Annotated in this window: 20 protein-coding genes and 1 tRNA gene; 14 read left to right on the plus strand and 7 right to left on the minus strand. The window is 60.2% G+C overall.

Going from position 1 to position 24,010, the window contains the following annotated elements; translation table 11 throughout:
- Positions 1–214: 214 nt before the first annotated feature.
- Complete coding sequence (locus DW024_RS01625; protein ID WP_118376823.1) at positions 215–1,915, plus strand: ATP-binding protein; 1,701 nt, start codon at positions 215–217, stop codon at positions 1,913–1,915.
- A 133-nt stretch (positions 1,916–2,048) separates the two neighbouring features.
- On the opposite strand, the gene DW024_RS01630 is transcribed toward DW024_RS01625, so the two are convergent.
- Complete coding sequence (locus DW024_RS01630; protein ID WP_118376824.1) at positions 2,049–2,927, minus strand: ATP-dependent sacrificial sulfur transferase LarE; 879 nt, start codon at positions 2,925–2,927, stop codon at positions 2,049–2,051.
- A 173-nt stretch (positions 2,928–3,100) separates the two neighbouring features.
- Here DW024_RS01630 and DW024_RS01635 point away from each other — a divergent pair, with 173 nt between their 5' ends.
- Complete coding sequence (locus DW024_RS01635; RefSeq protein WP_118376825.1) at positions 3,101–3,751, plus strand: HAD family phosphatase; 651 nt, start codon at positions 3,101–3,103, stop codon at positions 3,749–3,751.
- On the opposite strand, the gene DW024_RS01640 is transcribed toward DW024_RS01635, so the two are convergent.
- Positions 3,748–4,881 (minus strand): LacI family DNA-binding transcriptional regulator, encoded by a 1,134-nt coding sequence (locus DW024_RS01640; protein ID WP_233541301.1) that lies wholly within the window; start codon positions 4,879–4,881, stop codon positions 3,748–3,750. The genes DW024_RS01635 and DW024_RS01640 overlap by 4 nt on opposite strands.
- A gap of 329 nt (positions 4,882–5,210) precedes the next feature.
- Here DW024_RS01640 and glmS point away from each other — a divergent pair, with 329 nt between their 5' ends.
- The gene (gene glmS, locus DW024_RS01645; protein ID WP_118376827.1) at positions 5,211–7,058 is read left to right on the plus strand and encodes a glutamine--fructose-6-phosphate transaminase (isomerizing); all 1,848 of its coding nucleotides are present in this window, start codon (positions 5,211–5,213) and stop codon (positions 7,056–7,058) included.
- 168 nt (positions 7,059–7,226) lie between these two features.
- On the opposite strand, the gene DW024_RS01650 is transcribed toward glmS, so the two are convergent.
- The gene (locus DW024_RS01650; RefSeq protein WP_233541302.1) at positions 7,227–7,928 is read right to left on the minus strand and encodes a GntR family transcriptional regulator; all 702 of its coding nucleotides are present in this window, start codon (positions 7,926–7,928) and stop codon (positions 7,227–7,229) included.
- Positions 7,929–8,121: 193 nt separating this feature from the next.
- On the opposite strand from DW024_RS01650, the gene DW024_RS01655 reads away from it, so the two are divergent.
- The 3 genes from DW024_RS01655 (at position 8,122) to DW024_RS01665 (ending at position 11,300) form a co-directional block, all read left to right on the plus strand.
- Positions 8,122–9,156 (plus strand): YeiH family protein, encoded by a 1,035-nt coding sequence (locus DW024_RS01655; RefSeq protein WP_118376829.1) that lies wholly within the window; start codon positions 8,122–8,124, stop codon positions 9,154–9,156.
- 266 nt (positions 9,157–9,422) lie between these two features.
- Positions 9,423–10,640 (plus strand): helix-turn-helix domain-containing protein, encoded by a 1,218-nt coding sequence (locus tag DW024_RS01660; protein WP_118376830.1) that lies wholly within the window; start codon positions 9,423–9,425, stop codon positions 10,638–10,640.
- A gap of 240 nt (positions 10,641–10,880) precedes the next feature.
- Positions 10,881–11,300 (plus strand): hypothetical protein, encoded by a 420-nt coding sequence (locus tag DW024_RS01665; RefSeq protein WP_147352036.1) that lies wholly within the window; start codon positions 10,881–10,883, stop codon positions 11,298–11,300.
- 130 nt (positions 11,301–11,430) lie between these two features.
- Here the strand turns inward: DW024_RS01665 and DW024_RS01670 are convergent, their stop codons facing one another.
- Complete coding sequence (locus DW024_RS01670; protein ID WP_117776813.1) at positions 11,431–11,958, minus strand: nitroreductase family protein; 528 nt, start codon at positions 11,956–11,958, stop codon at positions 11,431–11,433.
- 290 nt (positions 11,959–12,248) lie between these two features.
- Between DW024_RS01670 and DW024_RS01675 the strand changes: the two genes are divergently transcribed.
- From DW024_RS01675 to DW024_RS01690, 4 genes are all read left to right on the plus strand, one after another.
- Positions 12,249–12,539, plus strand: a complete 291-nt coding sequence (locus tag DW024_RS01675; RefSeq protein ID WP_118260475.1) for a CDP-alcohol phosphatidyltransferase — start codon at positions 12,249–12,251, stop codon at positions 12,537–12,539.
- Positions 12,540–12,717: 178 nt separating this feature from the next.
- A complete protein-coding gene (locus tag DW024_RS01680; RefSeq protein ID WP_118376831.1) occupies positions 12,718–13,218 on the plus strand; it encodes a MarR family winged helix-turn-helix transcriptional regulator in 501 nt (166 codons plus the stop codon).
- Positions 13,206–14,942, plus strand: coding sequence for an ABC transporter ATP-binding protein (locus DW024_RS01685; protein WP_118376832.1), 1,737 nt, complete (start codon positions 13,206–13,208; stop codon positions 14,940–14,942). The genes DW024_RS01680 and DW024_RS01685 overlap by 13 nt, the downstream gene beginning before the upstream one ends.
- Before the next feature lies 1 nt (position 14,943).
- Positions 14,944–16,947: an ABC transporter ATP-binding protein gene (locus DW024_RS01690; protein WP_118376833.1), complete on the plus strand. Its 2,004-nt coding sequence runs from the start codon at positions 14,944–14,946 to the stop codon at positions 16,945–16,947.
- Positions 16,948–17,059: 112 nt separating this feature from the next.
- Here the strand turns inward: DW024_RS01690 and cysE are convergent, their stop codons facing one another.
- On the minus strand, positions 17,060–17,764 hold the full coding sequence (cysE, locus tag DW024_RS01695) for a serine O-acetyltransferase (protein WP_118376834.1): 705 nt from the start codon (positions 17,762–17,764) through the stop codon (positions 17,060–17,062).
- A gap of 224 nt (positions 17,765–17,988) precedes the next feature.
- On the opposite strand from cysE, the gene DW024_RS01700 reads away from it, so the two are divergent.
- Positions 17,989–18,627 (plus strand): VTT domain-containing protein, encoded by a 639-nt coding sequence (locus DW024_RS01700; RefSeq protein ID WP_117640440.1) that lies wholly within the window; start codon positions 17,989–17,991, stop codon positions 18,625–18,627.
- A 298-nt stretch (positions 18,628–18,925) separates the two neighbouring features.
- Positions 18,926–19,978 carry a branched-chain amino acid aminotransferase gene (locus tag DW024_RS01705; protein WP_117582948.1) on the plus strand — a complete coding sequence of 351 codons (1,053 nt, stop codon included), beginning with the start codon at positions 18,926–18,928 and terminating at the stop codon, positions 19,976–19,978.
- 561 nt (positions 19,979–20,539) lie between these two features.
- Here DW024_RS01705 and DW024_RS01710 read toward each other — a convergent pair.
- Positions 20,540–21,091, minus strand: coding sequence for a LemA family protein (locus DW024_RS01710; RefSeq protein WP_082421874.1), 552 nt, complete (start codon positions 21,089–21,091; stop codon positions 20,540–20,542).
- 211 nt (positions 21,092–21,302) lie between these two features.
- Between DW024_RS01710 and DW024_RS01715 the strand changes: the two genes are divergently transcribed.
- A complete protein-coding gene (locus DW024_RS01715) occupies positions 21,303–21,887 on the plus strand; it encodes a TetR/AcrR family transcriptional regulator (protein ID WP_158572110.1) in 585 nt (194 codons plus the stop codon).
- 3 nt (positions 21,888–21,890) lie between these two features.
- On the opposite strand, the gene DW024_RS01720 is transcribed toward DW024_RS01715, so the two are convergent.
- A tRNA-Ser gene (locus DW024_RS01720) sits at positions 21,891–21,980 on the minus strand.
- Positions 21,981–22,031: 51 nt separating this feature from the next.
- Here DW024_RS01720 and tadA point away from each other — a divergent pair.
- Entirely contained in the window at positions 22,032–23,813 is a 1,782-nt protein-coding gene (tadA, locus tag DW024_RS01725) for a tRNA adenosine(34) deaminase TadA (RefSeq protein WP_118376835.1), read from the plus strand.
- Positions 23,814–24,010 lie beyond the last annotated feature (197 nt).

Below are 24,010 nucleotides of genomic sequence, written 5' to 3' on the forward strand. Positions count from 1 at the left end.
TTAAAGAGCGGCGCCCATGGTTAGAGAGATTACGCTTGTCTCTCTAAATGTCTCTCTAAAGAAAAAATCGGTTAGAGAGATGGCCTTAGGTAATCTAGCAGTGAATTCGATACATCTCTCTAAATATCTCTCTAAAAGAAGGTGCTCATCTCTCTAAAGTTAGAGAGATATACTAAGCTTTAGAGAGATAAATCTATTGTTTTAGAGAGACGGAATGCCAATGCTGTTGGATGAACCTCTTGGCCTTATCGTTGAGCGCCTTCGCAGGCGGGGGACCGATGACGCATCGGTAGAAGTTAAAGCCTGCACGAATAAATTGAGTGCAGACGTATGGGAGACAGTGAGTGCTTTTGCGAACACTGCGGGCGGGCTCATTATTTTGGGCCTGAACGAAGCCGAAGGATTTGTTCCTTCTGCCAACTTTGCTATCGACAGGGTGCGCGACCAGTTTGTTTCGGGTATCGGAGACGGAGGCTCAGCGGCGGTGGTGACCCATGCGCCGCGGTATGAGCTTGATCGAGGCGAGGTCGACGGACTCCAGGTACTTCTGGTGCGCATCTTTGAACTTGAGCTCAAAGCGAAGCCATGCTATATCGGCGTGCGCGGCGTGCAGAACGGTAGCTACAAGCGCGTGGATGATAAAGATATCAAGATGTCGCCCGCTGAGCTATATGAGCTACAGAGTGCGTTGCTTCCGAGTGATGCAGACGGTACGGTGGTTTCGGAGGCAACAGTCGAGGATTTGGATCCGGATGTCGTGCGGTCCATTATCGCAAATCGCCGGCTGCAGACCCCGCGCGTTTTGCGCGGGGCCGATACGCTGGAAAAGCAGCTGGCCAGACTCAATATCACTACAAAGGATGGGGATGTGAAGCTCGCGGGGCTTCTGTCGGCGGGAATTTACCCCCAGCAGTTCTATCCCAAGCTGATGATCGATGTCGCCGTTCATTCCGATGTGGAAAAATCTGCTCCTGGGCAACCCCGGTTTATTGACCGCCAGTTGTGCGATGGCCCGATTCCGGCTTGCATCGAAGATGCCCTCGCTGCGATCGGACGAAACTTGCGCAAAGCGGCGATAGTGCGAGGCGCTGGTAGAATGGAAGATTGGGAAGTACCCCAGGAGGTTTTGCGCGAGGCCTTGGCGAATGCCTGCATCCATCGAGAGTATTCGCCCATGTTTGTGGGGCAGGCCGTGAGCGTCGATATCTACCCAGACAGAATAGAGATCAAAAACCCCGGCGGGCTTTGGGGCGGAAAGACGGTGGACAATCTTGCGGACGGGGAATCGCGCTGCCGAAACCCAAAGCTCATGAGTCTGATGGGGGCGACGCCGTTAGAGCATGCTGAGGGGGCCGTTGCGGAAAGTCAGGGATCTGGCATCCCGGCTATGATTCGCGAGATGGAGTCTCGTTCGCTTGGCAGGCCGAAATTTATCGTTAAGGCCGATTCGTTTACGGTACTGCTTTCCCGGCACGGGGCGGAGCTTGCTGAAAACCGCATGTGGATTCAGGGCAATGTGGACACCGAACTGACGCATCGCGAGGAAACATTACTCATGTTTATGCGGGGGCATGGGTGCGTATGCGATGTTCAAAAAATACGAGAGGCTTTGAAGTGGGATTCGGATGACATTCGCCTGATCTGCGGGGACCTTGTCGATAAACATGTCCTGTCAAAATGTGGCAAAGACGCGTTTGAAATTATCGATATGAGCAGAGAATCGTCAGCTTCGACGGCGGATAGGATCCTGGAGGCTCTCAGCGCCGGAATGGATATGACGGCGCGAGAAATAGCGGTTGCATCGGGGGTCAAGATTTCGTCCGTCCGTTACCATCTGCCAAAAATGGCGGATAAAGGACTCATTGAAGTAATGGGTTCATCGACGAGCCGCAACCGCCGCTATCGGAAGAGGTAGATGCAGCCGAGTTGCCTCTCTAGTGTCTCTCGAAGTTAGATGGATACTAGAGAGGCGGTGGCTCCGCGATATTTCCCCAGATAAAACCTGCCAAAATAAACCTGTTCCTTTTTGGTAGGTTAAACGGCGTAACTTAAAGATTCATGTTGCCGTGGATGTAGGGGGTGACCTCGGGGGAGATATGGCCGCAGCCTAGGTTACGCAGGGCAGATTCGATGGCGGCGGGAAGTGGGGCCTTGCCCTCGTCGTTGACCGCGGTGCTGCCGAGGGCGGCGATCTTGGCGACGTCTGCCGGCGCGGCCTCGATATGCATGCAGCCGCCGACGAGGCGTGCGCGGACCTGGTCCAGGCCAAGGTCGTGCAGGTAGTCCTCGCAGGCGCGGATTACATCGACCTTCTCGCGCGTGAGCTCCTCGCCCGTGGGGACACGCGTGGCCAGGCAGGCTCCTGCCGGCAGGTTCCAGACGGGGTATCCCCAGGCGCGCAGCAACTCGCGCTCCTCGTCCTTGGTAAAGCCGACCTCCATAAGCGGCGAGCGCACGCCGAGCTCCTGGGCGGCGCGCATGCCGGGGCGGTAGTCGCCGCGGTCGCTTGCGTTGCTGCCGTCGATGACGGTGGGAAAGCCCAACGACTTGGCGTGGTTGACGATGGCGGTAAAGCCGGCGCGCTTGCAGTGGTAGCAGCGGTCGGCATCGTTGCAGGCTACTTGGGGGAGCCGCAGCTGATCGACCGAAAGATTGAGCACGGGGAGCTTAAAATGCGGCCCCTCATTGGCCTGCCCGTCAACGGACCGCTCAAACGAAGCCTGCTCGGGCGTGCCGATGAGCGGCGTGGTGAGGTGGACGAGAAGCGTGCTGGCGGGCATGATGCGGGCGCAGACCGCGGCCAAAAAGCTGCTGTCGACGCCGCCGGAAAAGCCGATGGCGACGCGTCCGTATGCCAAGAGCAGCTGCTCGAGTGCTGTGAGTTTGTCCTGAAGCCCCTCTGCAGGTGCGGTGGTGTCTGAAAGCATGAATCGATCCTTGCCGTTGAGTACTCGGTCGAAAACTATAATCCTACCGAGCCGCTTGTCATAAGACTTCTATCTATGTAACGAAAGTGCAATATGCTATATACGTTATATACAAGTTTACAGGTGCGGTAAAGTTGCGGGAGTACAGCAGCGCGAAGAGATGGGGGACCGATATGATCAAAGCTGTTATTTTTGACATGGACGGAACGCTGGTCGACACCGAGCGTTTGGGTATCAAGGCGTGGAAGGCGGGCGCGGCCGAGCTGGGATTCGCGATTGATGATGCGCTGATCCATCAGTTTATCGGTCGTACGCTGCCCGATGTCATGGGCATCCTTGAGGAGCATTACGACAGCAGCGAAACCGCTGAGGCAATCTATCGTCGCCACAAGGAGATTCGCGACGAGATGGTCAAGACCGAACTGGAGCTTAAGGCCGGCGCCGCCGAGTGCATAGACGAGCTGCTGGCTGCGGGCTATCACGTGGGTCTAGCGACGTCGTCGCGCCTCGTTACGGCCGAACGCAACCTTAAGATGGTCGGCCTCTTTGACAAGTTTGAGACGGTGACCTGTGGCGAGGACGTCGCGCACGGCAAACCCGATCCCGAGATGTACCTGCTCGCCTGCGAGCGCGCGGGCTTTGCTCCCGAGGAGTGCGCCGTGGTCGAGGATTCCCGCAACGGCTGCGTCTCGGGCATCACGGCCGGCTGCCACGTCTTTGCCGTTCCCGATATCGTGCCGCTGCCGCAGGACGTGGTGGATGGCTGCGAGGCCGTGCTCGATACGCTGTTCGATTTGCCGGCCGCGGTCAAGGCCGTGCGCTAAAGGTAGGCGCCGAGGTTGATGTCGGTTGTCGGGGCCATGGCTTGGCCCGTCGGGCGCTGCTCGGCCTTTTGGGTGCTTACGCGCTCGAGCAAGAAGGGACGCACGAGCTCCTGACGGTTAATGTCCTCGCTGGCCGTGACCGTGGTGACGGTGCGCGCGGCGGAGCCGATGCGGACTCGTTTGGTCTTGGCGACAGGCTTATCCTCGATCTGCTCCATGAGCAGCTGCACACCCTTGCGGCCAATTTCGTAGCCCGGCGGTGCCACGGTGGTAAGGGGAACCGACCCGCTCCATGCAAGGGGGTTGCCGTCGCAGCCGGCCACGCGAACCTGCTCGGGAACGGAGATGCCTTTGTCGGTCAGCGCCGAGATAACGCCCGAGGCCAATACGTCGGTCAGGCCGATGACAAAATCGGGGCGCTCGTCAGCAGGGCGCTCGGCGATCTGGGCACCGATGCCGTAGCCGTCGGCAGCGGTATTCCATTCGCCGGCGTCGATGACTTCGATCTTGATATCGGGGTGCAGGGCAAGGGCCTTGTGAATGCCAAGCACGCGCAGGGTGAGCTGCATAAATGCTGCTCGACCTACAACGACAATATGGCGTGCGCCGCGGGCGATGGCGAGCTCGGCGATTATGCGACCTTGAGCTTCGTTGTCGGCGGCCACGTAGTAGCCGGGCTCGGAACAGTGGATGTCCAGATGGACGATCGGCACGGGCATCTTGGTCATAGCGGGGTGCCAGTCGGGGGATGCCATGGGCTGAACCATGACGCCGGACATCTGCGTGCCCATAAAATAGCGCAGGTAATGGTCCTCGAGAATATCGTCGTTATCGGCATTGGCGATGAGCAAGTCATAGCCGTGCTTGCGTGCCTCGTTGTGGGCACCGCTGGCGATTTGGAGCGAAAAGCCGTGATCGAGACGGGGGAGGACAAGGCCAAAGGACTTAGTGGTGCCGCCGGCCAGCTGGCGAGCGCTTTGGTTGGGCAGGTAGCCAAGGCGATTGATGGTCTCGTTGATGAGCTTGAGGGTCTCGGGGCGCAACTTTTCGGGGTGGTTGAGCGCGTTGGATACCGTGCCCAGCGAGACTCCCGCCTCGCGCGCGACGTCGCTGATTTTTACCTTTGCCATAGCGGCCCCTTTGATGCGTTTCAAGTACAAGCCAGATTGTAGCATCGCCCGCCCCTGGGGTGTCAAAACCTGCCAATTAGGGACAGGTTTATTTTGGTAGGTTTTATCTGCGGAAACGCCGTTGCCAGCGCGACCACCACAAAGGTGCCTGTCCCCTTCGTGGTGGTTTGGACCGGCTGGGCATGTGTGCATCGGGTGGTATCTAAGTTGAGATACCACTTCTGGTATATCAGCTTGCGCTTGCGTGAGTACAATACTCGAACGTTATACGTCTCAGCGCCCCCTGTGCGTGGACGTCTTGCAGTCACGCGAACGAAGGGATTTATCCTATGTGCGGAATTGTCGGCTACACCGGCTCTGATATTGCAAAGAACATCCTGGTCACAGGCCTTAAGCGTATGGAGTATCGCGGCTATGACTCCTCGGGCGTCGCGCTCGAGGTGGGCGAGGGCGCCGCGGCGCACCTCGACGTTATCCGCCGCGTGGGTAAGGTTGCGGGCCTGGAGAGCGAGCTTTCCAATATCGATAGCGACGCAACCTGCGGCATCGGTCACACCCGTTGGGCCACCCACGGCAAGCCTTCTGTCGTTAACGCTCATCCCCACACCAGCTGCGACGGTCGCATCGCCATCGTCCACAACGGCATTATCGAGAACTTCGCCGAACTGCGCGAGGAGCTGGAGGGCCGCGGCCATCACTTTAAGAGTGAGACCGATACCGAGGTCTTCGCGCACTTAATCGAAGAGGCCTATGCCGAGACACACGACCTGATGGCTTCTGTGCGCGAGGCCTGCACCCACGTGGTGGGCGCCTATGGCTTGGCCGCCGTGTGCGCCGACGAGCCCGGCGTGATCGCCGTTGCCCGCAAGGACTCCCCGATTGTGGTCGGCGCGGGCGAGACCGGTTCCTACGTTGCCTCCGACGTCATCGCGCTTATCGACGCCACCCGAGATGTCGTGGTGCTCGAGGACGGTCAGTTTGCCAAGCTTACACCTGCGGGCGTCGAGTACACCGACGAGGCCGGCAATGTCATCGAGCCAAAGGTCACCCACATCGATTGGGATCTGGACATGGCCGAAAAGGGCGGCTATCCCGACTTTATGCTCAAGGAGATCCACGAGCAGCCGCGCGTCGTGCGCGACACGCTGGTGGGTCGCATGACCCCTGCCGGTGAGCTCGATATCGACGAGCTGGGCCTTTCGCTCGAGGAGCTCAACGATATCGACCGCGTGTATGTGATTGCCTGCGGCACCAGCTACCATGCCGGACTCATCGCTAAGAACCTTATTGAGGGCTGGGCTCGTATTCCTACCGAGGTCGAGGCGGCAAGCGAGTTCCGCTACCGCAACCCCATCATCACGCCGACGACGCTCGTCGTGGCCGTGTCCCAGTCGGGCGAGACGGCCGACACCCTTGCCGCCATTCGCGATGCGCGCATCAAGGGCGCCAAGGTCTTTGGCATCACTAACGTGGTGGGCAGCCCGGTGGCGCGCGAAAGCGATGGCGTCATCTATACCAAGGCCAACAAGGAGATCGCGGTCGCCTCGACCAAGAGCTTCATCGGTCAGGTCGTTAGCCTCACGCTTTTGGCCCTGCTGCTGGCGCAGGTCAAGTACCGCCTGACCACCAAACAGGCACGCATGATGTTCCGCGAGCTTTCCGATACGGCCGAGCAGATCCAGTGGATTTTGGACACGCAGACCGAGGCCGTGCACGAGGCCGCCCTGCTGTGCAGGGACGCGCAGTCGGCACTGTTTGTGGGCCGCGGTATGGGCGCTGCCATCTCCTACGAGGGCGCGCTCAAGCTCAAGGAGGTCAGCTACCTGCACGCCGAGGCGTATGCTGCCGGCGAGATGAAGCACGGCCCCATCGCGCTGATCGATCCGGGCTTCCCCGTCATCGCCGTGGCCACCAAGAGTGCCACCTACGACAAGACCGTGTCGAACCTTATGGAGTGCAAGGCGCGCGGTGCCAAGGTCATCGTCGTTGCCACCGAGGGCGACGAGGAGATCAACAAGATCGCCGACTGCATCATCCGCGTGCCGGCCGTCCGCGACGTGTTCAGCCCCATCACGGCGAGCGTCCCGCTGCAGCTGCTCGCTCGCGAGGTCGCTATCTTGCGCGGTTGCGATGTTGACCAACCCCGAAACCTCGCCAAGAGCGTCACGGTAGAGTAGTGGATGTTCCGGCGTTCTAGCGACCAAGGCCCGGCTCCGCATCATCAGACGGAGCCGGGCCTTTATGTGCGGAGAAACCACCACAAAGGTGCCTGTCCCCTTTGTGGTGGTTTTGGCGGGTTAGCGGAGTTTGCTGGTTTCGAAATAAACCTGTCCCTTTTTGGCAGGTTAGCGGAGCTTGCTGGTCTCGAAGTACTCGGGATATTGATCCAGAACTTCGGTTTGGTTGCGGAACATCATGTGCAGGTGCTTGCTGACCAAAAAGCTCGCTTCGATGGGGTCGCGACCGGCGATAGCGCGGCGAATCTGCTTGTGCTCGTTCACGATGTCCTGATTGTCGAGAACCTGCGTGGCGGCGCGCAACCAGCGGAAGCGCTCAAGGTCGGCATTGGTCTCCTCGAGCCACGACCACACGGTGCTGCGGCATGCGATGCTAAAGATCATGCGATGCATGAGGTTGTCGCTCAAAAAGAAGCCTATGCGATCCTCTTCGGCCATCGCCTTTTCCTGCAGTGCGATGGTGCGGTCGAGCTGCTCGATGCCTGCCGAGGTGGCACGGGCGCAGCACTCCACAATCACCTGCTTTTCCAGGTGCTCGCGAATGTAGCAGGCGCTTTCGGCAAGGGTGAGGTTGATGGGCGAGACATAGGTGCCGCTTTGGGGCACGGTGCGCACCAGGCCCTCTTGCGCCAGACGCACCAGCGCCTCGCGCACAGGGGTGCGCCCCATATCCAGGTCGTCGCAAAGCTGCTTGACGCCCAACTTTTCGCCCGGCTTGTAGTCCAGGTAGACGATTTTGCGTCGAATGGTGTGGTAGGACTGGTCCTGTAGGCTCGTTTCCTGCTCGCCGACGTGCATCGATTCTTCCATAGTGCCTCGCAACTGTTCTATCACACTCATATATCAGCTGTTAATTATGCCGCGAATCAGCTCTCCGTGGTTGGTAATTCGGCTGTCGTCCGAGAACTATTGCGGCATCTTAGCCTTTGTTTGCGCAGGGCTGTGCTCAATATTGCCGTATCATAAGCCGTCGCAAACGTGAAATAGAAAGAAGGAATCCCATATGCAATTGGCGAATATCGCACTCGAGCGCTGGAAGGGTGTCTTGTTCTGCCTGGTCATCGCCATCCCCGCGACGTTGCTCGGCAAACAGGTTGAGGTGGTTGGCGGGCCGGTGTTTGCCATCCTCTTTGGTATGGTCCTGGCGCTCGTCTTTCCCAAGAATCGTCGCGAACAGCTTGCCGCCGGTGTCACCTATACGTCTAAAAAAGTCTTGCAGTACGCGGTAATCCTGCTTGGCTTTGGCATGAACCTCTCGCAGATTCTGTCCAAAGGCGCTCAGTCGCTGCCGATTATCGTGGCGACAATCTCGACTTCGCTTGTCATTGCCTTTGTGCTCTGCCGCGTTATGAACGTGCCGAGTAAGATCGCGACGCTTGTGGGTGTGGGCTCGTCGATTTGCGGCGGTTCTGCCATCGCCGCGACCGCGCCCGTCATCGATGCCGACGATCGCGAGATTGCCCAGGCCATTTCGGTCATCTTCCTGTTTAACGTTATCGCGGCGCTCGTGTTTCCGACGCTCGGCGGTATGCTCGGGCTGACAGACGAGGGCTTTGGCCTGTTTGCCGGCACCGCCATCAACGACACCTCGTCCGTAACGGCTGCGGCGAGCGCCTGGGACAGCATGCATCCCGGCGCCAATGTGCTCGAGAGCGCCACGGTGGTCAAGCTCACCAGAACGCTGGCCATTATTCCCATCACGTTGGTCCTCGCATGCTGGCAGATGCATCTGGCGCGCAAGGCCGGCGGTGACGCCAAAAGCACGTTCTCCCTTAAACGCGCGTTTCCCATGTTTGTGCTGTTTTTTGTGCTGGCGAGCGTGATCACTACGGTGCTTCAGCTTCCTGCATCCATTACGGCGCCCATCAAGGAGCTGTCGAAGTTCTTTATTGTGATGGCCATGGCGGCTATTGGTTTTAATACCGATATCGTCGAGCTGGTCAAAAAGGGCGGCAAGCCCATCGCGCTGGGCTTTTGCTGCTGGATTGGCATTGCGTGCATGAGTTTGGGAATGCAACACGTACTGGGAATCTGGTAGAGAAGTAGCCAGTTTGCGTGTTGGCTGCTGGTGGGCGCATTCTCACGGTGGAGCGATAGGAGCTCTTGCGGGTATGGCTTGTCCGCAGGTTTATAAGTCCCGAAGAGCTCTTATCGCCCCGCCAGGATGGCGATGCGGGGCAACACCTATACTCGCAGGACGGCGCTTTCTGCCCTATAGTGTTTGGTGAGCAATATCGTTCAATTTTGAAACACTCGGTCGTACGACCGTCGGCGGCTGTACGTCGCCGCGGACAGGGGCAAATCATGGATAGCGATGCCAAGCTGAACATCTTGACCGAGGCCCTGGCTGCTGCTGGGGCCTCGGCATTGGCAATCGATGCGCGTGGGGACGTCGCGATCTCGACCATGAACGACGCGGCGCTCGAGTGGGATGTGGCGGCTTTTGTCGCTGAGCGCCTCGACCGTTTAGGAGACGGCGCGCGTCTGGTTATGGGGCGTGCGGGTACGCGCCTGAGCCTGACCGTTCGCCCCACCGACAAAGAGGGCGGGGGCCTTTGGGTCGTCGTGGTCCGCGAGGTGCGCGGCGCCGCGGCGCATGCGGGCATCGAGTGGCTCAACGCCGACGAAGTTGAGGCCCGCTACGAATCGAGCGCGTACGGCATCGTTGAAGGCGCCGCTGCGGTAGCCGCACCGGTTGCCGAGAGCTATGCGCGCGGGGTGCCCCTTATGCTCGAGGGCGAGTTGGGCGCGGGTCAGGTCGAGATTGCCATGCGCCTCTATCTGGATGGCCCTTTTGCCGATCAACCCTTTGTTTCCGTCGCGCTCGATGAGCTCACCGAGCGCGGTTGGCGTCATGTGCTCAAAAGCTCCGAATCGCCGCTGTTCCAAACGGGGCTGACCCTTTGCATTGAGGGCTGGAACGCGGTTGGCCCCCAGCGCCTCCGCGAGCTCGTTTCCACGATGGCCGACACCGCGTTGGCGACGCGCTGCCATGTGGTGCTGACGGCGAATGACATGCCGGGCGGCAGCGAAAGTGATCAAGCCGCCTTTGTGACCGAGCGTTTCGCCTGTGCGGTGAGCGTGGCGCCGGCGATTGCCGAGCAGGGAGCCGCGTCGACGAAGGTTGCGCGCTATTTGGAATATCTCGCTGATGCATTTGGGACGGCAGCACCCACGCTGTCCGCCGCGGCGACGAAGACGCTCGATGCTTACCGCTGGCCGCGCAATTATCTGCAGCTCCGCGAGGTCTCGGAACGACTGTATATATTGGTGGGGGCGGGTGCGGTGGAGCGCGCGGTGGCGGAGGAGGTGCTCGCCCAGGAGGACGTCATCAAAACCGCAACCTTTGGCGCTCCAACGCTCGACAGCGACCTGTATATCCTGCGTCCACTGGCCGATACCGAACGCGACATTGCGCGGCTGGTCGTAGGCTACCTTCAGGGCAACCGGACCCGCGCTGCCGAGGTGCTGGGGATAAGCCGCACGACCCTGTGGCGCTTGCTGAAAGACGACAACCGCTGAGCGAGGCGCCCGTGACCGCGTGCGGCGCGTGTGCTACAGTCCAAAGCAGTAATGTTTCGATTGCGTTACGGCGTGCGGGGGCGTATGGCGGAGACTTCAAAACCAAACCGGAATAGACGGAGCGCGGCTCCAGTTAACCGCCGCACGACGTCCCGGACGTGGGGCAAGCGCGCGTCGGGGTTCGACGGTTCGTTCAAGCGCACCAAATACGGCTATCCTTCGGCAAGCGCTCGCTTGGCCATGCAGGCCGAGTCGTCGCTGCGGGGGCGCAAGCGCGTGGTGGGCTCTAAGCTCAAGCACGACGGAACGCTGGGCTATATCAGCCGCGGTGCGGCTCGCCGCAGTGGGCTCAATCCTGCTGGCTGGCATCGATATGTGCCGATTGCAGTTGTTGTTGCGGTGGTTGTCATCGCGCTCGCGGCGCTTGGTTACGCCGGCGGCGGGGCCAATCTGGACGCAATGTTTAAGTCGCCCGAGCTCGCGCATGCAGGCACAGAAGTTGTCGAAGGCGTTCAGACCCAGACGGGCGTCGCGCCCCAGCGCGGTATCGTTGCGGCTGCCTCCACCATCGCCGATGCGCAAAAGGACGAGGACGAACAAGACGACGGCGCCGAAACGACTCACACGAACGAAACGACGACAACTCCATCGGCAAGATAAGTTGCGAGCGGGATAGCAAATTTGGGACGGGGCCTTTTGGCTGTCCAAGTGCCAGATGTCACCAGCGACGCACCCGATGCCAGTCACCAACAGCGAGCGGCCCGCGTAGCGTCAGCGGGTCCGCCGTTCGTTAGAACGGCGGAACATACACCACGTTGTCGCGGCGGGGTTTGGCCCCGGGGAGTGCGTCCTCGGCGTAGCCCAGAATGCAGTTGCCCACACCGCGCAGACTTCCGTCGGTGGGTAGACCCCACTTGGCCAGCAGTTCCAGTCCCTCGGGTGAGTCAAAGACCTCGTGCGCGCGGTGGATCCAACACGAATCGACGCCCAGCGCATAGGCTGCGTTGAGCAGGTTGCCCATGGCGAGCGAGCCGTCTTCCAGGTGCGTGGGCACACTGCGGTCGACGAGCACCACCACAACGGTTTTGGCGCCGTAGAAGGGATCTCCCTCGCTGCCCATAACTTGGGCGTTGAGCTGCGAGAGGCGCTCGACGGTTGCGGGGTCGGTAACGGCGACGAACGTGACCGGCTGACGTCCCATGCCGCTGGGCGCGTACTGGCCTGCCTCGATAATGCGTGCGAGCTTTTCTGCCTCGACGGGGCGATCGCTGTAGTTACGGCAGCTGCGGCGATGGATGAGCGCTTCGATGGTCTCCATGTGTCCTCCTGACGTTGGTTTCGATGCCTCGTTCTTACCCGCCGAACCAAAACCGTAATCGCGCCGTCGGCCTCAAACAATGCAAGCCACCAATCGGAAAAGTTGGCTTGCATAAAACTGGGCCAGAATGTGATAAACCGGTGGGATGATTAAACGTTTTATCCCGTCTACCCTGCGGTTTTTTACCACTTGCCTAAATGATGCGCGCATAAGCTCTGATAAAGGTTTTACTAAAGGAGTACCAACGTTTATCAGCGCGCCATGGTGGCGCCGGGCCAGGAGGTAACATCATGTTCCAGGCTGGAGATGTCGTCGAGACCGACTTCGAAGGATTTCTGAAGCTGCTGCGTTCCAAGACGCGCGCTTTCGTGTCGATCAACGATCACGAGTACTACATCACGCACACCGATGGCTATTGGCGTGTTCAGGATTGCGAGGCCCTCAACGATAAGGGCCACTTTACTGACTGCTCCGAGCTGGTCAACACGGTCTGCGAGGTCGTCGAACTGCCGTGGATCTGTGGCAAGAGCCTGCACGACAGCTTCTCGGGCGCCACGGTCTACGAGGCCGTCGCTGCGTAACGGCCAACAATCGATATTTTCTTGCAACCGCCGGCGCCGCCCCCGCGCCGGCGGTCTTTTTGTCGATATGCCTATGTAGAGCTTACCATATATAACGAGCTTATTGACGATAGTCAAAACTCGGACTAATGTAGAGATGTAAATTGGTCAAAACTCGGACAATCGAATGGTGGGATAGATGAATAGTGCGGTTACGCTGGTCGATTTCGACCGGATGCTCAATGGACTCGACCATATCTATTCGGAGTTCTCGCGCGCCTGCGGTCTTTCGGATTGCGCCTATTGGATGCTCGTCGACACGAGTGCAGCGGGTGGAAGCGTTGCCGTGAGTCGGCTGACGAGTGAATGGTTCTACAGCAAAAAGACCATCAATTCGGCAATCAAGACGCTTAGGGCGCGAGGGCTTGCGACGTTGGAGTTTGCCGAGGGCAGTCGTAAGAACAAGGTTGTGCGACTGACCGCAGAAGGTATGCAGTTTGCCAAGCGCTACGCGTTGCCGGCGCAAAAAGCCGAGCAACAGGCATTCGAGGCGCTCGAGCCGTGGGAACAGCGCGAGATCATGCGCTTGGTCGGTAAGTTCTCCCATGTTCTTAACGAAGAGTGCGAGGCATTTAAACGGCAAGTTGCCGCCGAGAACGAGGCTGACGATAAGGGCGAGGGGGAGACATGCGACTCTTAATGAGGTTTATGAGGCCGTACCGCGGTCTGATCGCGGTGACGCTGCTGGTGCTGCTAATCGACAACGTCGGTACGCTGCTCGTGCCCACGATGTTGGCGAACATGGTCAACACGGGCATCACGACGGGCGACGTCGATTACATCTTGCGCAACGGTCTGTACATGCTCATCGCGACCGGCATGGCCAGCGGTGGTGCGGTGCTGGGCTGTTATCTTTCGGCCCGCCTGGCGGCCAACGTGGCCTGCGATATCCGCAACGCCGTGTACGACAAATCGCTCGAGCTGTCCGCCAGCGACTTTGAGCGCTTTGGCACGGGTTCGATGATCACGCGCTCGCTCAACGACATCAACGTGATCCAGCAAGCGATCCTGCAGACGATTCAGCTGGTGCTGCCGGTACCGTTCTTGGCCGTGGCGGGCATCATCTTTGCCTGGTTTATCGATCCTGCCATGGGCACGCTGCTGGGCGTGGTCGTTGCGATCGTGCTGGTGGCGGCGGTCTTTACGGTGGCTAACGCCGCGCCGATTTTTATGCGCCTTCAGAGCTTTATCGACCGCATGAACGTGGTGCTGCGCGAGAACATCGTGGGCGTGCGCGTCATCCGCGCATTTAACAAGGAGCGCCACGAGGAGCAGCGCCTGGACGAGGTGTTTAGCGATTACGCGGCCAACGCCATCAAGGTCAACCACCTGTTTGTGGGCCTCGATAGCTCCAGCTTCTTTCTGATGAACATCGCCGAGGTGGCGGTGCTGTGGGTGGGCGGCAACCGCGTGGGCGTCCATGCCATGCAAATCGGCAGCATCTCGGCCGTGCTGGAGTACGCGATTCTGATCCTGTTCTTTGTGATGATGGCGCAGATGGTGGTGCTGACGCTTCCGCGCGCCGCGGCGTGCCTCAACCGTGCGCAGCAGGTGCTCGAAATCGAGCCGAGCATTGTGGACGGCAAGGCTACGCTGGGCAACGGGGCGCCTGAGTCCGCAGACGGCGCCGACGCGGTGGCCGTGTTCGACCACATGTCGTTCCGTTTTGACGATGCCGACGAGGACACCCTGTGCAACCTGAGTTTTGCCTGCCGCCGTGGACAGACGACCGCGATCGTGGGCTCAACGGGCTCGGGCAAGTCAACGGTGGCCAAACTCTTGCTTCGCTTCCACGATGCCACGAAGGGCGCCATTCGCCTGAACGGCGTCGATCTGCGCGACCTTTCGCAAGACGACATCCGCGGGCGTATCGCCTATGTGCCGCAGAAGGCATGGCTGTTCTCGGGTACCGTGGCAAGCAATCTGCGCTTTGGTAACGAGGGTGCGACCGAGGCTGACATGCTCCATGCGCTCCAGGTTGCCCAGAGCACCTTTGTACTCGATCAACCGCAGGGGCTCGACACTCCGGTGGCGCAGGGCGGTACGAACTTTTCGGGCGGCCAGCGCCAGCGTTTGGCAATCGCCCGCGCACTCATGAAGCGCGCCGACCTGTATATCTTCGACGACAGTTTTTCAGCCCTGGACTTTAAGACCGATGCGGCACTGCGCCATGCGCTGCAGGACGAGACGTGCGATGCCGCGGTGCTCATCATCGCCCAGCGCATCTCGACTATTTTGCATGCCGATCAGATCGTGGTGCTCAAGGACGGCGAGATCGTGGGCCTGGGCACGCACGACGAGCTCATGGAAACCTGCGAGGTGTACCGCGCTATCGCGGAATCGCAGATGAAGGGAGGTGAGTAGCATGACCGAGGAGCTCAAGAAGCAGGGCATCGCCGATGACGCCGCGGTTGCAGAGACAGTCGAGGAGACGGGCGCCACGCCCGGCCTGGACGAAGCCGCCAAGGCTGCAGCCGAACGCGAGGCTCGCCGCCAAGCGCTCTACGAGGAAAACGAACGCGCCGAGGACGAGCGCGCCCGCGCTGAGGCAGAGCGCATGCGCGATGTGGGCGACGAGGACGAGGACGAGAAACCCAGTGACACCTGGGCGACGGTGCGCCGTCTGTGGAGCGAGGCCGCCGGCGATCACTGGCGCTTCTACCTCGTGTTCGCGAGCATCGTGTTCTACGCCATCTTTAACACCGCGGCGCCGGCGTACAGCGCCCGCGTCATCGATGAGCTGTGGGGACACGTGAAGCTGGCGTTTGCCAACGACACCACCTTCAGTATCACTTGGGAGAACTGCGGCAGGACCATCTTCATCTACTTTATGATCTGGACGGCCGCCGCCTCGTTCTACGCGCTCCAGAGCTTTTTGATGTCGAGCGTGGCCGAACGCCTCAACCTGCGCCTACGCAACCGCATCGCACAAAAGCTCAACCGCCTGCCGCTTGCCTACTTTGACGCGCATCGTCCCGGCGAGGTCGTCAGCCGCGCGACCAACGACTTGGACAAGATGTCCGAGAGTATGCAGCGCGGATTGCTGCAGCTGCTGGTGTCGATCGGTACCGTAGTGGGCGCCGTGAGCGTGATGTTCGTGTTTAGCGTGCCGCTCACGCTCGTCTTTTTGTTCTTTACGGCGCTTTCGCTGCTGGTGACGAAGGTCGTGTCGCGCCGCACGCACGATGTGACGGGCGAGCGCCAGGAGTGGGTATCCAAGATTACGAGTGCGGTCGAGGAGGGCTACTCGGGCCGTCTGGTGATCCGTGCGTTTAACCGCGAGCGCCAGAGCTCTGCCGAGGTACACGAGGCTTCGAAGGAGCTGGCGCGCGTGAGCACCAAGGCCGACTTTATGATTAACGCCGTCGGCCCTGCGGTGCGCTTTATCGGCCGTTTGGCGCAGATCGTGATTGCGCTGGTGGGCTGCAGCATGCTGGTTGCCGGGCATATGACCGTCGGCGTGTTCCAGGCGTTCTTCCAGTTTATCTACGAGGCGTCCGAACCCATGACGCAGTTGTCGTTTACCTTTAACTCGCTGCAGAGCGCGCTGGCGAGCGCAGAGCGCGTGTTCGACCTGCTCGATGAGCCCGAGATGGAGGCCGATCCGCAGCCGGGCGAGGCTGCCAAGCTGCCGGGCAAGGTGGAGGGCCGCGTCGCTTTTGAGCACGTGCGCTTTGGCTATGCGCCCGACAAGCCGCTCATGCGCGACGTGTCGTTTGCCGCCGAGCCGGGTCAGAAGATCGCCGTGGTGGGAACCACGGGTGCGGGTAAGACCACGCTCATCAATCTGCTCATGCGCTTCTACGAGATCGACGGCGGCCGCATTACCCTCGACGGTGTGGACACGAGCCGCATGGACCGCGGCGAGCTGCGCCAGCAGTTTGGCATGGTGTTGCAGGACGCCTGGCTGTTCGATGGCACCATTGCCGAGAACATCGCCTATGGCTGTCCCGAGGCGACGCGCGAGGAGATTGTCGCGGCCGCACGTGCCGCTCAGGTCGACTTCTTTGTGCGCACTATGCCGCAGGGCTACGACACACGGGTGGCTAACGATGCCGAGAGCATCAGCCAGGGCCAACGTCAGCTGCTGACCATCGCGCGCGTGCTGCTCAACAACCCGGCGATCCTCATCCTGGACGAGGCGACGTCGAGCGTGGACACGCGCACCGAGCTTGCCATCGGCCACGCCATGGACGCGCTCATGCGCGGGCGCACGAGCTTTGTGATCGCGCACCGTCTGTCGACGATCGTCGATGCCGACCTCATCCTGGTCATGGATCACGGCAATATCATCGAGCAGGGTACGCACAAGGAGCTGCTGGCTGCCGAGGGCGCTTACGCCGACCTCTACCTAAGCCAGTTCGCATAAGGTGACAAAGGGGCAGTCCCGCATGTCGCATCGAAAAGAAGGCGCGCCGGGGGCGGATTCCCTGGCGCGCCTTTTGCGTCGGTGCCGATGTTGTTTTGTGCCGCTCGCGTTCCTAGTGCTCGTCCACGAGCTTGGCGACGAGGGCCTTGAGCTCGGCCACCTCTCGCTCGAGTTCCTTGACGCGGCGGGCATTCTCGGTGATGCCCTGGCGGTTGAGGGCGCTCTGCTCGGCGGCGTCATCGGGCATGTACTCGCGATGCTGCTTGGCATCGAAGCTTTCTTCGAACACGCGGCAGCCGTTGCGCTTGATGATGCGACCGGGCACGCCCACGACGGTACAGTTATCGGGTACGTCTTTGACGACGACCGAGTTGCCGCCGATCTTGACGTTGTTGCCGATGCGGATGTTGCCGAGCACCTTGGCGCCTGTGCCCACAGTGACGTTGTTGCCCAGGGTGGGGTGGCGCTTACCGGTCTCGTTGCCGGTACCGCCGAGCGTGACGCCCTGGTAGAGCACGCAGTTGTCGCCCACAATGGTGGTCTCGCCGATGACGACGCCCATGGCATGGTCGATAAAGAAGTGCTTGCCGATCTGCGCGGCGGGATGAATCTCGACGCCGGTGATATGACGGGTGAGCTGCGAGAGCACGCGGGCGAGCGAGCGATGGCCGTGCTCCCAGAGCCAGTGCTCGGGCACGTGATTCCACTTGGCGTGAAGACCGGGGTACGAAAGGAAAATGACCAGGCCATTTTGCGCAGCGGGGTCCTGCGCCTGGACGGTCTTGATGTCCTCGCGAATGGTATTGATAAAGCTCACCGGCCGCCCTCCCTCAGCGCCATGGCAATGCGATTCAATAAAGTATAGCGATTCGCTAGGGATTAGGAAGAGCAATCTTTCACGGCTTTGCGTGACAGGTGTCAGTTATGCAAACTTGCTGGTAATGGGGTCATGCTTTTGTGGGGTTGCGCACGAGGGGGCGCCGCAACCGTATACTGGTCAACTTGGACGTATCCGCGCCCACAACTGAGAGGTTTTACTTCATGGGTTTCATCAATTTTATCGCCGAGCTGCTCAAAGACCCGCGCACCGCGATTGCCAGCTGGATCGCCGCCGGCCCGCTTATGGCCTACGGCTGCGTGTTCCTGATCATCTTTATCGAGACGGGCGTGGTGTTCTTCCCGTTCCTTCCTGGCGATTCGCTGCTGTTTGCTTCGGGTTTCTTTGCCCACAACGGTGGCTTTAACATCGTGGCGCTTCTGGCCGTCGCATGGGCGGCTGCCATTTTGGGTGATCAGTGCAACTTTATGATCGGCCACTTCTTTGGCAAAAAGATCATCGCTTCGGGCAAGGTCAAGGCCATGACGCCCGAGCGCATTAAAAAGTCTGAGGACTTCTTGGACAAGTGGGGCCACCTGGCCATCTTCTTGGGTCGCTTCTTCCCATTTATCCGCACCTTTGTGCCCTTTATCGCCGGCATGGGCGGCATGCACTGGCGCAACTTTGTCATCTTTAACGTGCTGGGCGGCATTACCTGGTCGACGGTCTTCACGCTGCTGGGCTACTTCTTTGGCGGTATTCCCTTTGTGCAGGAGCACTTTGAGCTGCTGATTATCGGCATCGTCGCCGTGTCGATCATTCCGACCGTGGTCGGCATCGTCAAGGCCAAGCTGGGCAAATAGAGCGCTTAGCCTGAATCGGCGCGCAAACCGTGTAGTTGAGGCCCGTCATCGCTTGCGGTGGCGGGCCTCTTTAGTGCCGTTCAAATGAGAATACTTTAGTTAGTTAAAGAAAAACGTTTTATCCGACGCGTGCGGGGAGTACAATCTCGTGCATGCGAATCGACGTGCCATCGGCTTTGATGCTGTTCGCGTGTCCCGTCCGGCTCTACGCTCCGGGCGTGCGACGTTGCGACGCGGTCGGCCCCGGTCCTTGCGTGCGGGTTCGCGAGTATGCAACTGTGTATGTAAGGAGCGACATATGACTGTCGAGAAGAAGGATATCGATTGGGGTAGCCTCGGCTTTGGCTACATGAAGACCGATTACAGCTACGAGGCTCATTGGAAGGATGGCGAGTGGGACGAGGGTGGCCTGACCACCGACCACACCCTGCACGTCTCCGAGTGCGGTGGCATCTTCCATTACTGCCAGGAGGTCTTTGAGGGCCTGAAGGCCTACACCGCCGAGGACGGCAGCATCGTCTGCTTCCGTCCCGACATGAACGCCGAGCGTATGTACAACTCTGCCCAGCGCCTCGAGATGCCCCCGTTCCCCAAGGACAAGTTTGTTGAGGCCGTCAAGCAGGTCGTTTCTGCCAACGCCGCCTGGGTTCCGCCCTTCGGCTCCGGCGCGACCCTGTACGTGCGTCCGTTTATGATCGGCTCCGGTGACGTGATCGGCGTGGCTCCCGCTCCTGAGTACACGTTCCGCATTCTCGTGACCCCGGTCGGTCCGTACTTTAAGGGTGGCCTCAAGCCCGTCAAGCTGCGCGTTTCTGAGTATGACCGTGCGGCACCGCACGGCACCGGCAACATCAAGGCCGGCCTCAACTACGCCATGTCCCTCAAGCCCACGATGGAGGCCCATCGCGAGGGCTATGCCGAGAACCTGTATCTCGACTCCGAGTCCCGCACCTATGTCGAGGAGACCGGTGGCGCCAACGTCCTGTTCGTGAAGGAGGATGGCACGCTTGTCGTTCCGCAGTCGCACACTGACTCCATCCTGCCCTCCATCACCCGTCGCTCGCTCGTTCAGGTTGCTCAGGACCTGGGCATAACCGTCGACCAGCGCCCCGTCGAGTGGGCCGAGGTCAAGGCCGGCACCTTTGTGGAGTGCGGCCTGTGCGGCACCGCCGCCGTCATCTCCCCGGTGGGCGAGATCGACAATAAGGTTTATGGTGCCGATGAGACCGTGACCTTCCCGGCTGGCTACACCGAGATCGGCCCTGTGATGAAGAAGCTCCGCGAGACCCTGACTGGTATCCAGTCTGGTGCTGTTGAAGATAAGCACAACTGGGTCTATACCGTCGCGTAAGCTGCCATAGCTGTTCGGCCCGAGGGCAACCTTCCTTTCCGGCGCGTCCTCGGACATGAAAGAACCTCCGCTGCGCACTTCGTGCGGCGGAGGTTCTTTCGTCCTGCGGAGTGCGCCGGAAAGGAAGGTTGCCCTCGGGCCTGCGTTACCTCGGCGCTGCCGTTACGGGCAATATAGATCTGAATTAAAGATGGCGCATGGCCTTTTAGGCCGCGCATTTGTTTTGGTTCGCGCCATGTGGGGGTGGTGGCGACGTGCATTTTTGCGAGTATTCTGCAATCGAAGGCCCCTGCATACCGACCTCGGGCAAAAAATCGGGATTTCTCGATGTTTTCTACGAATGATGGGCGGGGTTATGGGCTGACAGCGTTTGATTTGCAGGGATATTTGCGCTCTTTGGCATTTATCGCGGCGCCCGAAGCCCTTGGTTATGTTGAATACTCCTAAAAATGCACGGCGCTTAGAGGGGGACCTTCGCGAAAAAGGAAACCGCCCCGTCGAAGTATGCATTCGACGGGGCGGTTTATGCATTTGGCCGATTAAAGATGCGCTGTCAAACTACTAGAACTTGACGGTCGGGGCCTGGCGGGCTGCTTCGGCGGCCTCGAAGCCCTGGCGCTCCTTAAACTGGAAGATGCCGGCAAAGATGACAGCCGGGAACGTCTGGATGGCGTTGTTGTAGCTGAGCACGCAGTCGTTGTAGCTCTGGCGTGCATAGCTAATCTTGTTCTCGGTATCCTCGAGTGATGCCTGCAGCTGCGTAAAGTTGGTGTTTGCCTTCAGATCGGGGTAGGCCTCGGCCACGGCGAAGAGCTGGCGTAGCGCACCGGTCAGCACGTTGTCGGCCTCCATCTTGGCCTCGGGCGTGGTGGCCTTGACGGCGGTGTTACGCGCGCTGATCACGGCGGAGAGCGTCTCTTGCTCGTGCTTGGCGTAGCCCTTAACGGTCTCGACCAGGTTGGGGATCAGGTCGTTGCGGCGCTGCAGCTGCGTATCGATGTTCTGCCAGGCGTTATCGATGCGGTTACGCTTGGTGACCATGTTGTTGTAGATGCCGGCGATGGCGCAGACAATCACAATGACAACAACGATGCCGATGATGACGGTAATCATGATGTCTCCGTTTCGAATGGCCGCGGCGGCATGCGCCAGCTGCCGTTGGTATAACGCTACTAGTATACCCGCAACGTTTTGCCGTGCCGAACTTTCCGGTAAGCGTTATGTTTTCGGCGGGGTCGGCACCGGGGTAAAACGCGCGAGGTACAGGTGTAAGATATGCGACAGATTGACGAGTGTTGTCTTTGCCCTGAGGATGGCGATACCAGTGGACCTTCGCATTAAGAAAACCTACCGTGCCCTGTTCGATGCTTTCACCGAGCTTCTCGAGGAGCATCGTTTTGAGGACCTGACGGTTGCCATGCTGTGCGACCGCGCCATGATTCGCCGCACGACGTTCTACAAGCACTTTCGCGACAAGAACGATTACTTTGCCTTTTATATCGATGAGCTCATGTCCGGCTTGCCGCAAAAACAGCCCGATGAGGCCGGCACAGTGTCTGCCGAGGACGTGCGCGCGCTCCGGCACGCGATTTTGGACGATGCCATGGGCCTGATTCTGGCCCATGAGCAGCTCATGGACAACATTTTGGCGAGCAGCATGTCGGGAATGCTGACCAACGTTATTTGCGACCGCATTGCCCGCTCCATCCGCGAGCGTGTGATGAACGTGCTTGCCGAGGATGCCCTGGCCCCCGTGTCACTCGAGACGACGTCTGAGTTTGTCGCCGGCGGTATTATTCGACTTTTCACGATATGGTGGGAATCGGGCCACGATCTTGAGCGTCGACCCGAGATGGCCGACGTGGTCGATGCGCTGTTTGAGCGGACCATGACGCCGGTGCATCACTAAAAGTGGCGGAGAGAGGGGGATTCGAACCCCCGGAACGCTCTCGCGCTCAACGGTTTTCAAGACCGCCGCATTCAACCGCTCTGCCATCTCTCCGTGAGTCGTAATGATAGCATCGTTTTGGATTTGCAACAGGGGAGGCGAACGATGACGAGCACCGGAATCGATGAGAAGTTCATGTGTGAGGCGCTGGCGGAGGCGCGTGCCGCCGCGGCGGTGGGCGAGGTGCCGATCGGTGCCGTAGTGGTGCGCGCGGGTGAGATTGTCGCGCGGGCGCATAATCGCCGCGAGCTCGACCAGGACCCTTCGGCGCATGCCGAGTTTGCGGCCCTATGCGCCGCCGCTCAGTCGCTCGGTCGTTGGCGCCTTTCCGATTGTACGGTCTACGTGACGCTCGAGCCCTGCTGCATGTGCGCGGGGCTTATGGTTAATGCGCGCGTGGGGCGCTGCGTGTACGGCGCGGCCGATGCTAAGGCGGGCGCTCTGGGGTCGCTATACGACCTCAATGCCGATTCGCGCCTGAATCATCGGTTTAATGTGACGGCTGGGGTCTTGGCGGATGAATGCCGCGAGCTGCTGAGTAGCTATTTTGGCGGTCTGCGCGCGGCGGGCGGCGCTGATTGCGGTTGTGGGGCCAATCTTGACGCACACGCCGCTCACGCCGCAGCGTTTGCGGGTGCCGGTGAGGATGCTGGCGCGGCGGTTGACTTTGGTCCTGCGTGCCGCCGGCCCCGCCGTGTGCTGCTGGCGATCGACTCCTTTAAGGGCAGCGTGTCGAGTGCGCAGGCGGAGGCGGCGGTTGCCGAAGGCGTGCGCCGCGTTTGGCCCGATGCCCAGGTGGCCGCGTTGCCGCTGGCAGATGGTGGCGAGGGAACGCTCGATGCCGTTGCCGCATGCGGTGGCGAGCTTGTGACCTGTGAGGTGGCAGGTCCCTTGGGCAAGCGCGTGTCTGCCCGGATGCTGGTGGACGGCGAGCACGAGTCGGCTGTAATTGAGATGGCCGAGGCGGCGGGTATTGGGTATTCACCCTGCACGGAATCGGCGGCGCTGGTTGCTACAACCTATGGCGTGGGCGAGCTCATGCTTCGCGCAGTCCGTGCTGGGGCAAAGACTATCTATATTGGTCTGGGCGGCAGTGCCACCAACGACGGTGGCGCCGGCATGCTGCAGGCGCTGGGCGCGCGTCTTGTCGATGACCGTGGCTGCGATATCGCGCCGGGGCTCGCGGGCCTTGAACACGTGGCGAGTATCGATTTGGCACCGGCGCTACGGGCACTGAATGGCGCTCGTATCGTTGTGCTTTCGGATGTCGAGAACCCACTCGTGGGGCGTCGCGGCGCGCTTGCGGTGTTCGGCGGACAGAAGGGTCTGCCGGCTGATGATGCCGAGGCACTTCACAGGTACGACAGTTGGATGGTCGGCTACGGCCGCCTGCTCGATACGGCGATTGCCGGAGCTCGAGCCCAGGGGTTGTTGCGCACACCTGAGGGCGCACGGACATTTGGCTCGGTGCTCGGCGTGCCCGGTGCCGGTGCCGCCGGCGGCCTGGGTGCCGCGCTGCTGGCGCTCGGCGCGGAGCTGCGTTCGGGCGTGGAGACGGTGCTCGATCTGATTGGGTTTGACGAGCGCGTGCGCGATGTCGACCTGGTCATAACGGGCGAGGGCAATATGGACGAGCAATCCGCCGCCGGCAAAGCGCCGGTGGGTGTGGCTCGCCGCGCCAAGCGATATGGCAAGCCGTTGGTCGCCGTCGTGGGCGGTCGCGCTGTCAACCTGGATGCGGTATATGGGCAGGGTATTGACTTGGTTTTGCCGATCTGCCGCAAGCCCATGGACCTGGAGCGGGCACTCGATTCGCAAGAAGCCACAACCAACCTCATCTGTGCCGGCGAGTCTGTTGCGCGAGCCTACGACCTCGGCCGCATCTAGAAAAGTAGTCTTTTTGCACTTCAGGTGTTGACGCCGCCATTTATGTGCCATTAGTAGATTGCTCTTCGTTCAGTTGTTCGCCAATTAATCATGCCAATTAATTACCATTTCGGGCGAAGACGTGGATTATCTCCATGATGGGCCTCTTTGGTCATAATGTTGTCTTTAACTGTCCTTAATCAATAGATCGCTCGTGG

It is taken from the genome of Collinsella sp. AF37-9, from assembly GCF_003475115.1.
GTDB lineage: Bacteria > Actinomycetota > Coriobacteriia > Coriobacteriales > Coriobacteriaceae > Collinsella.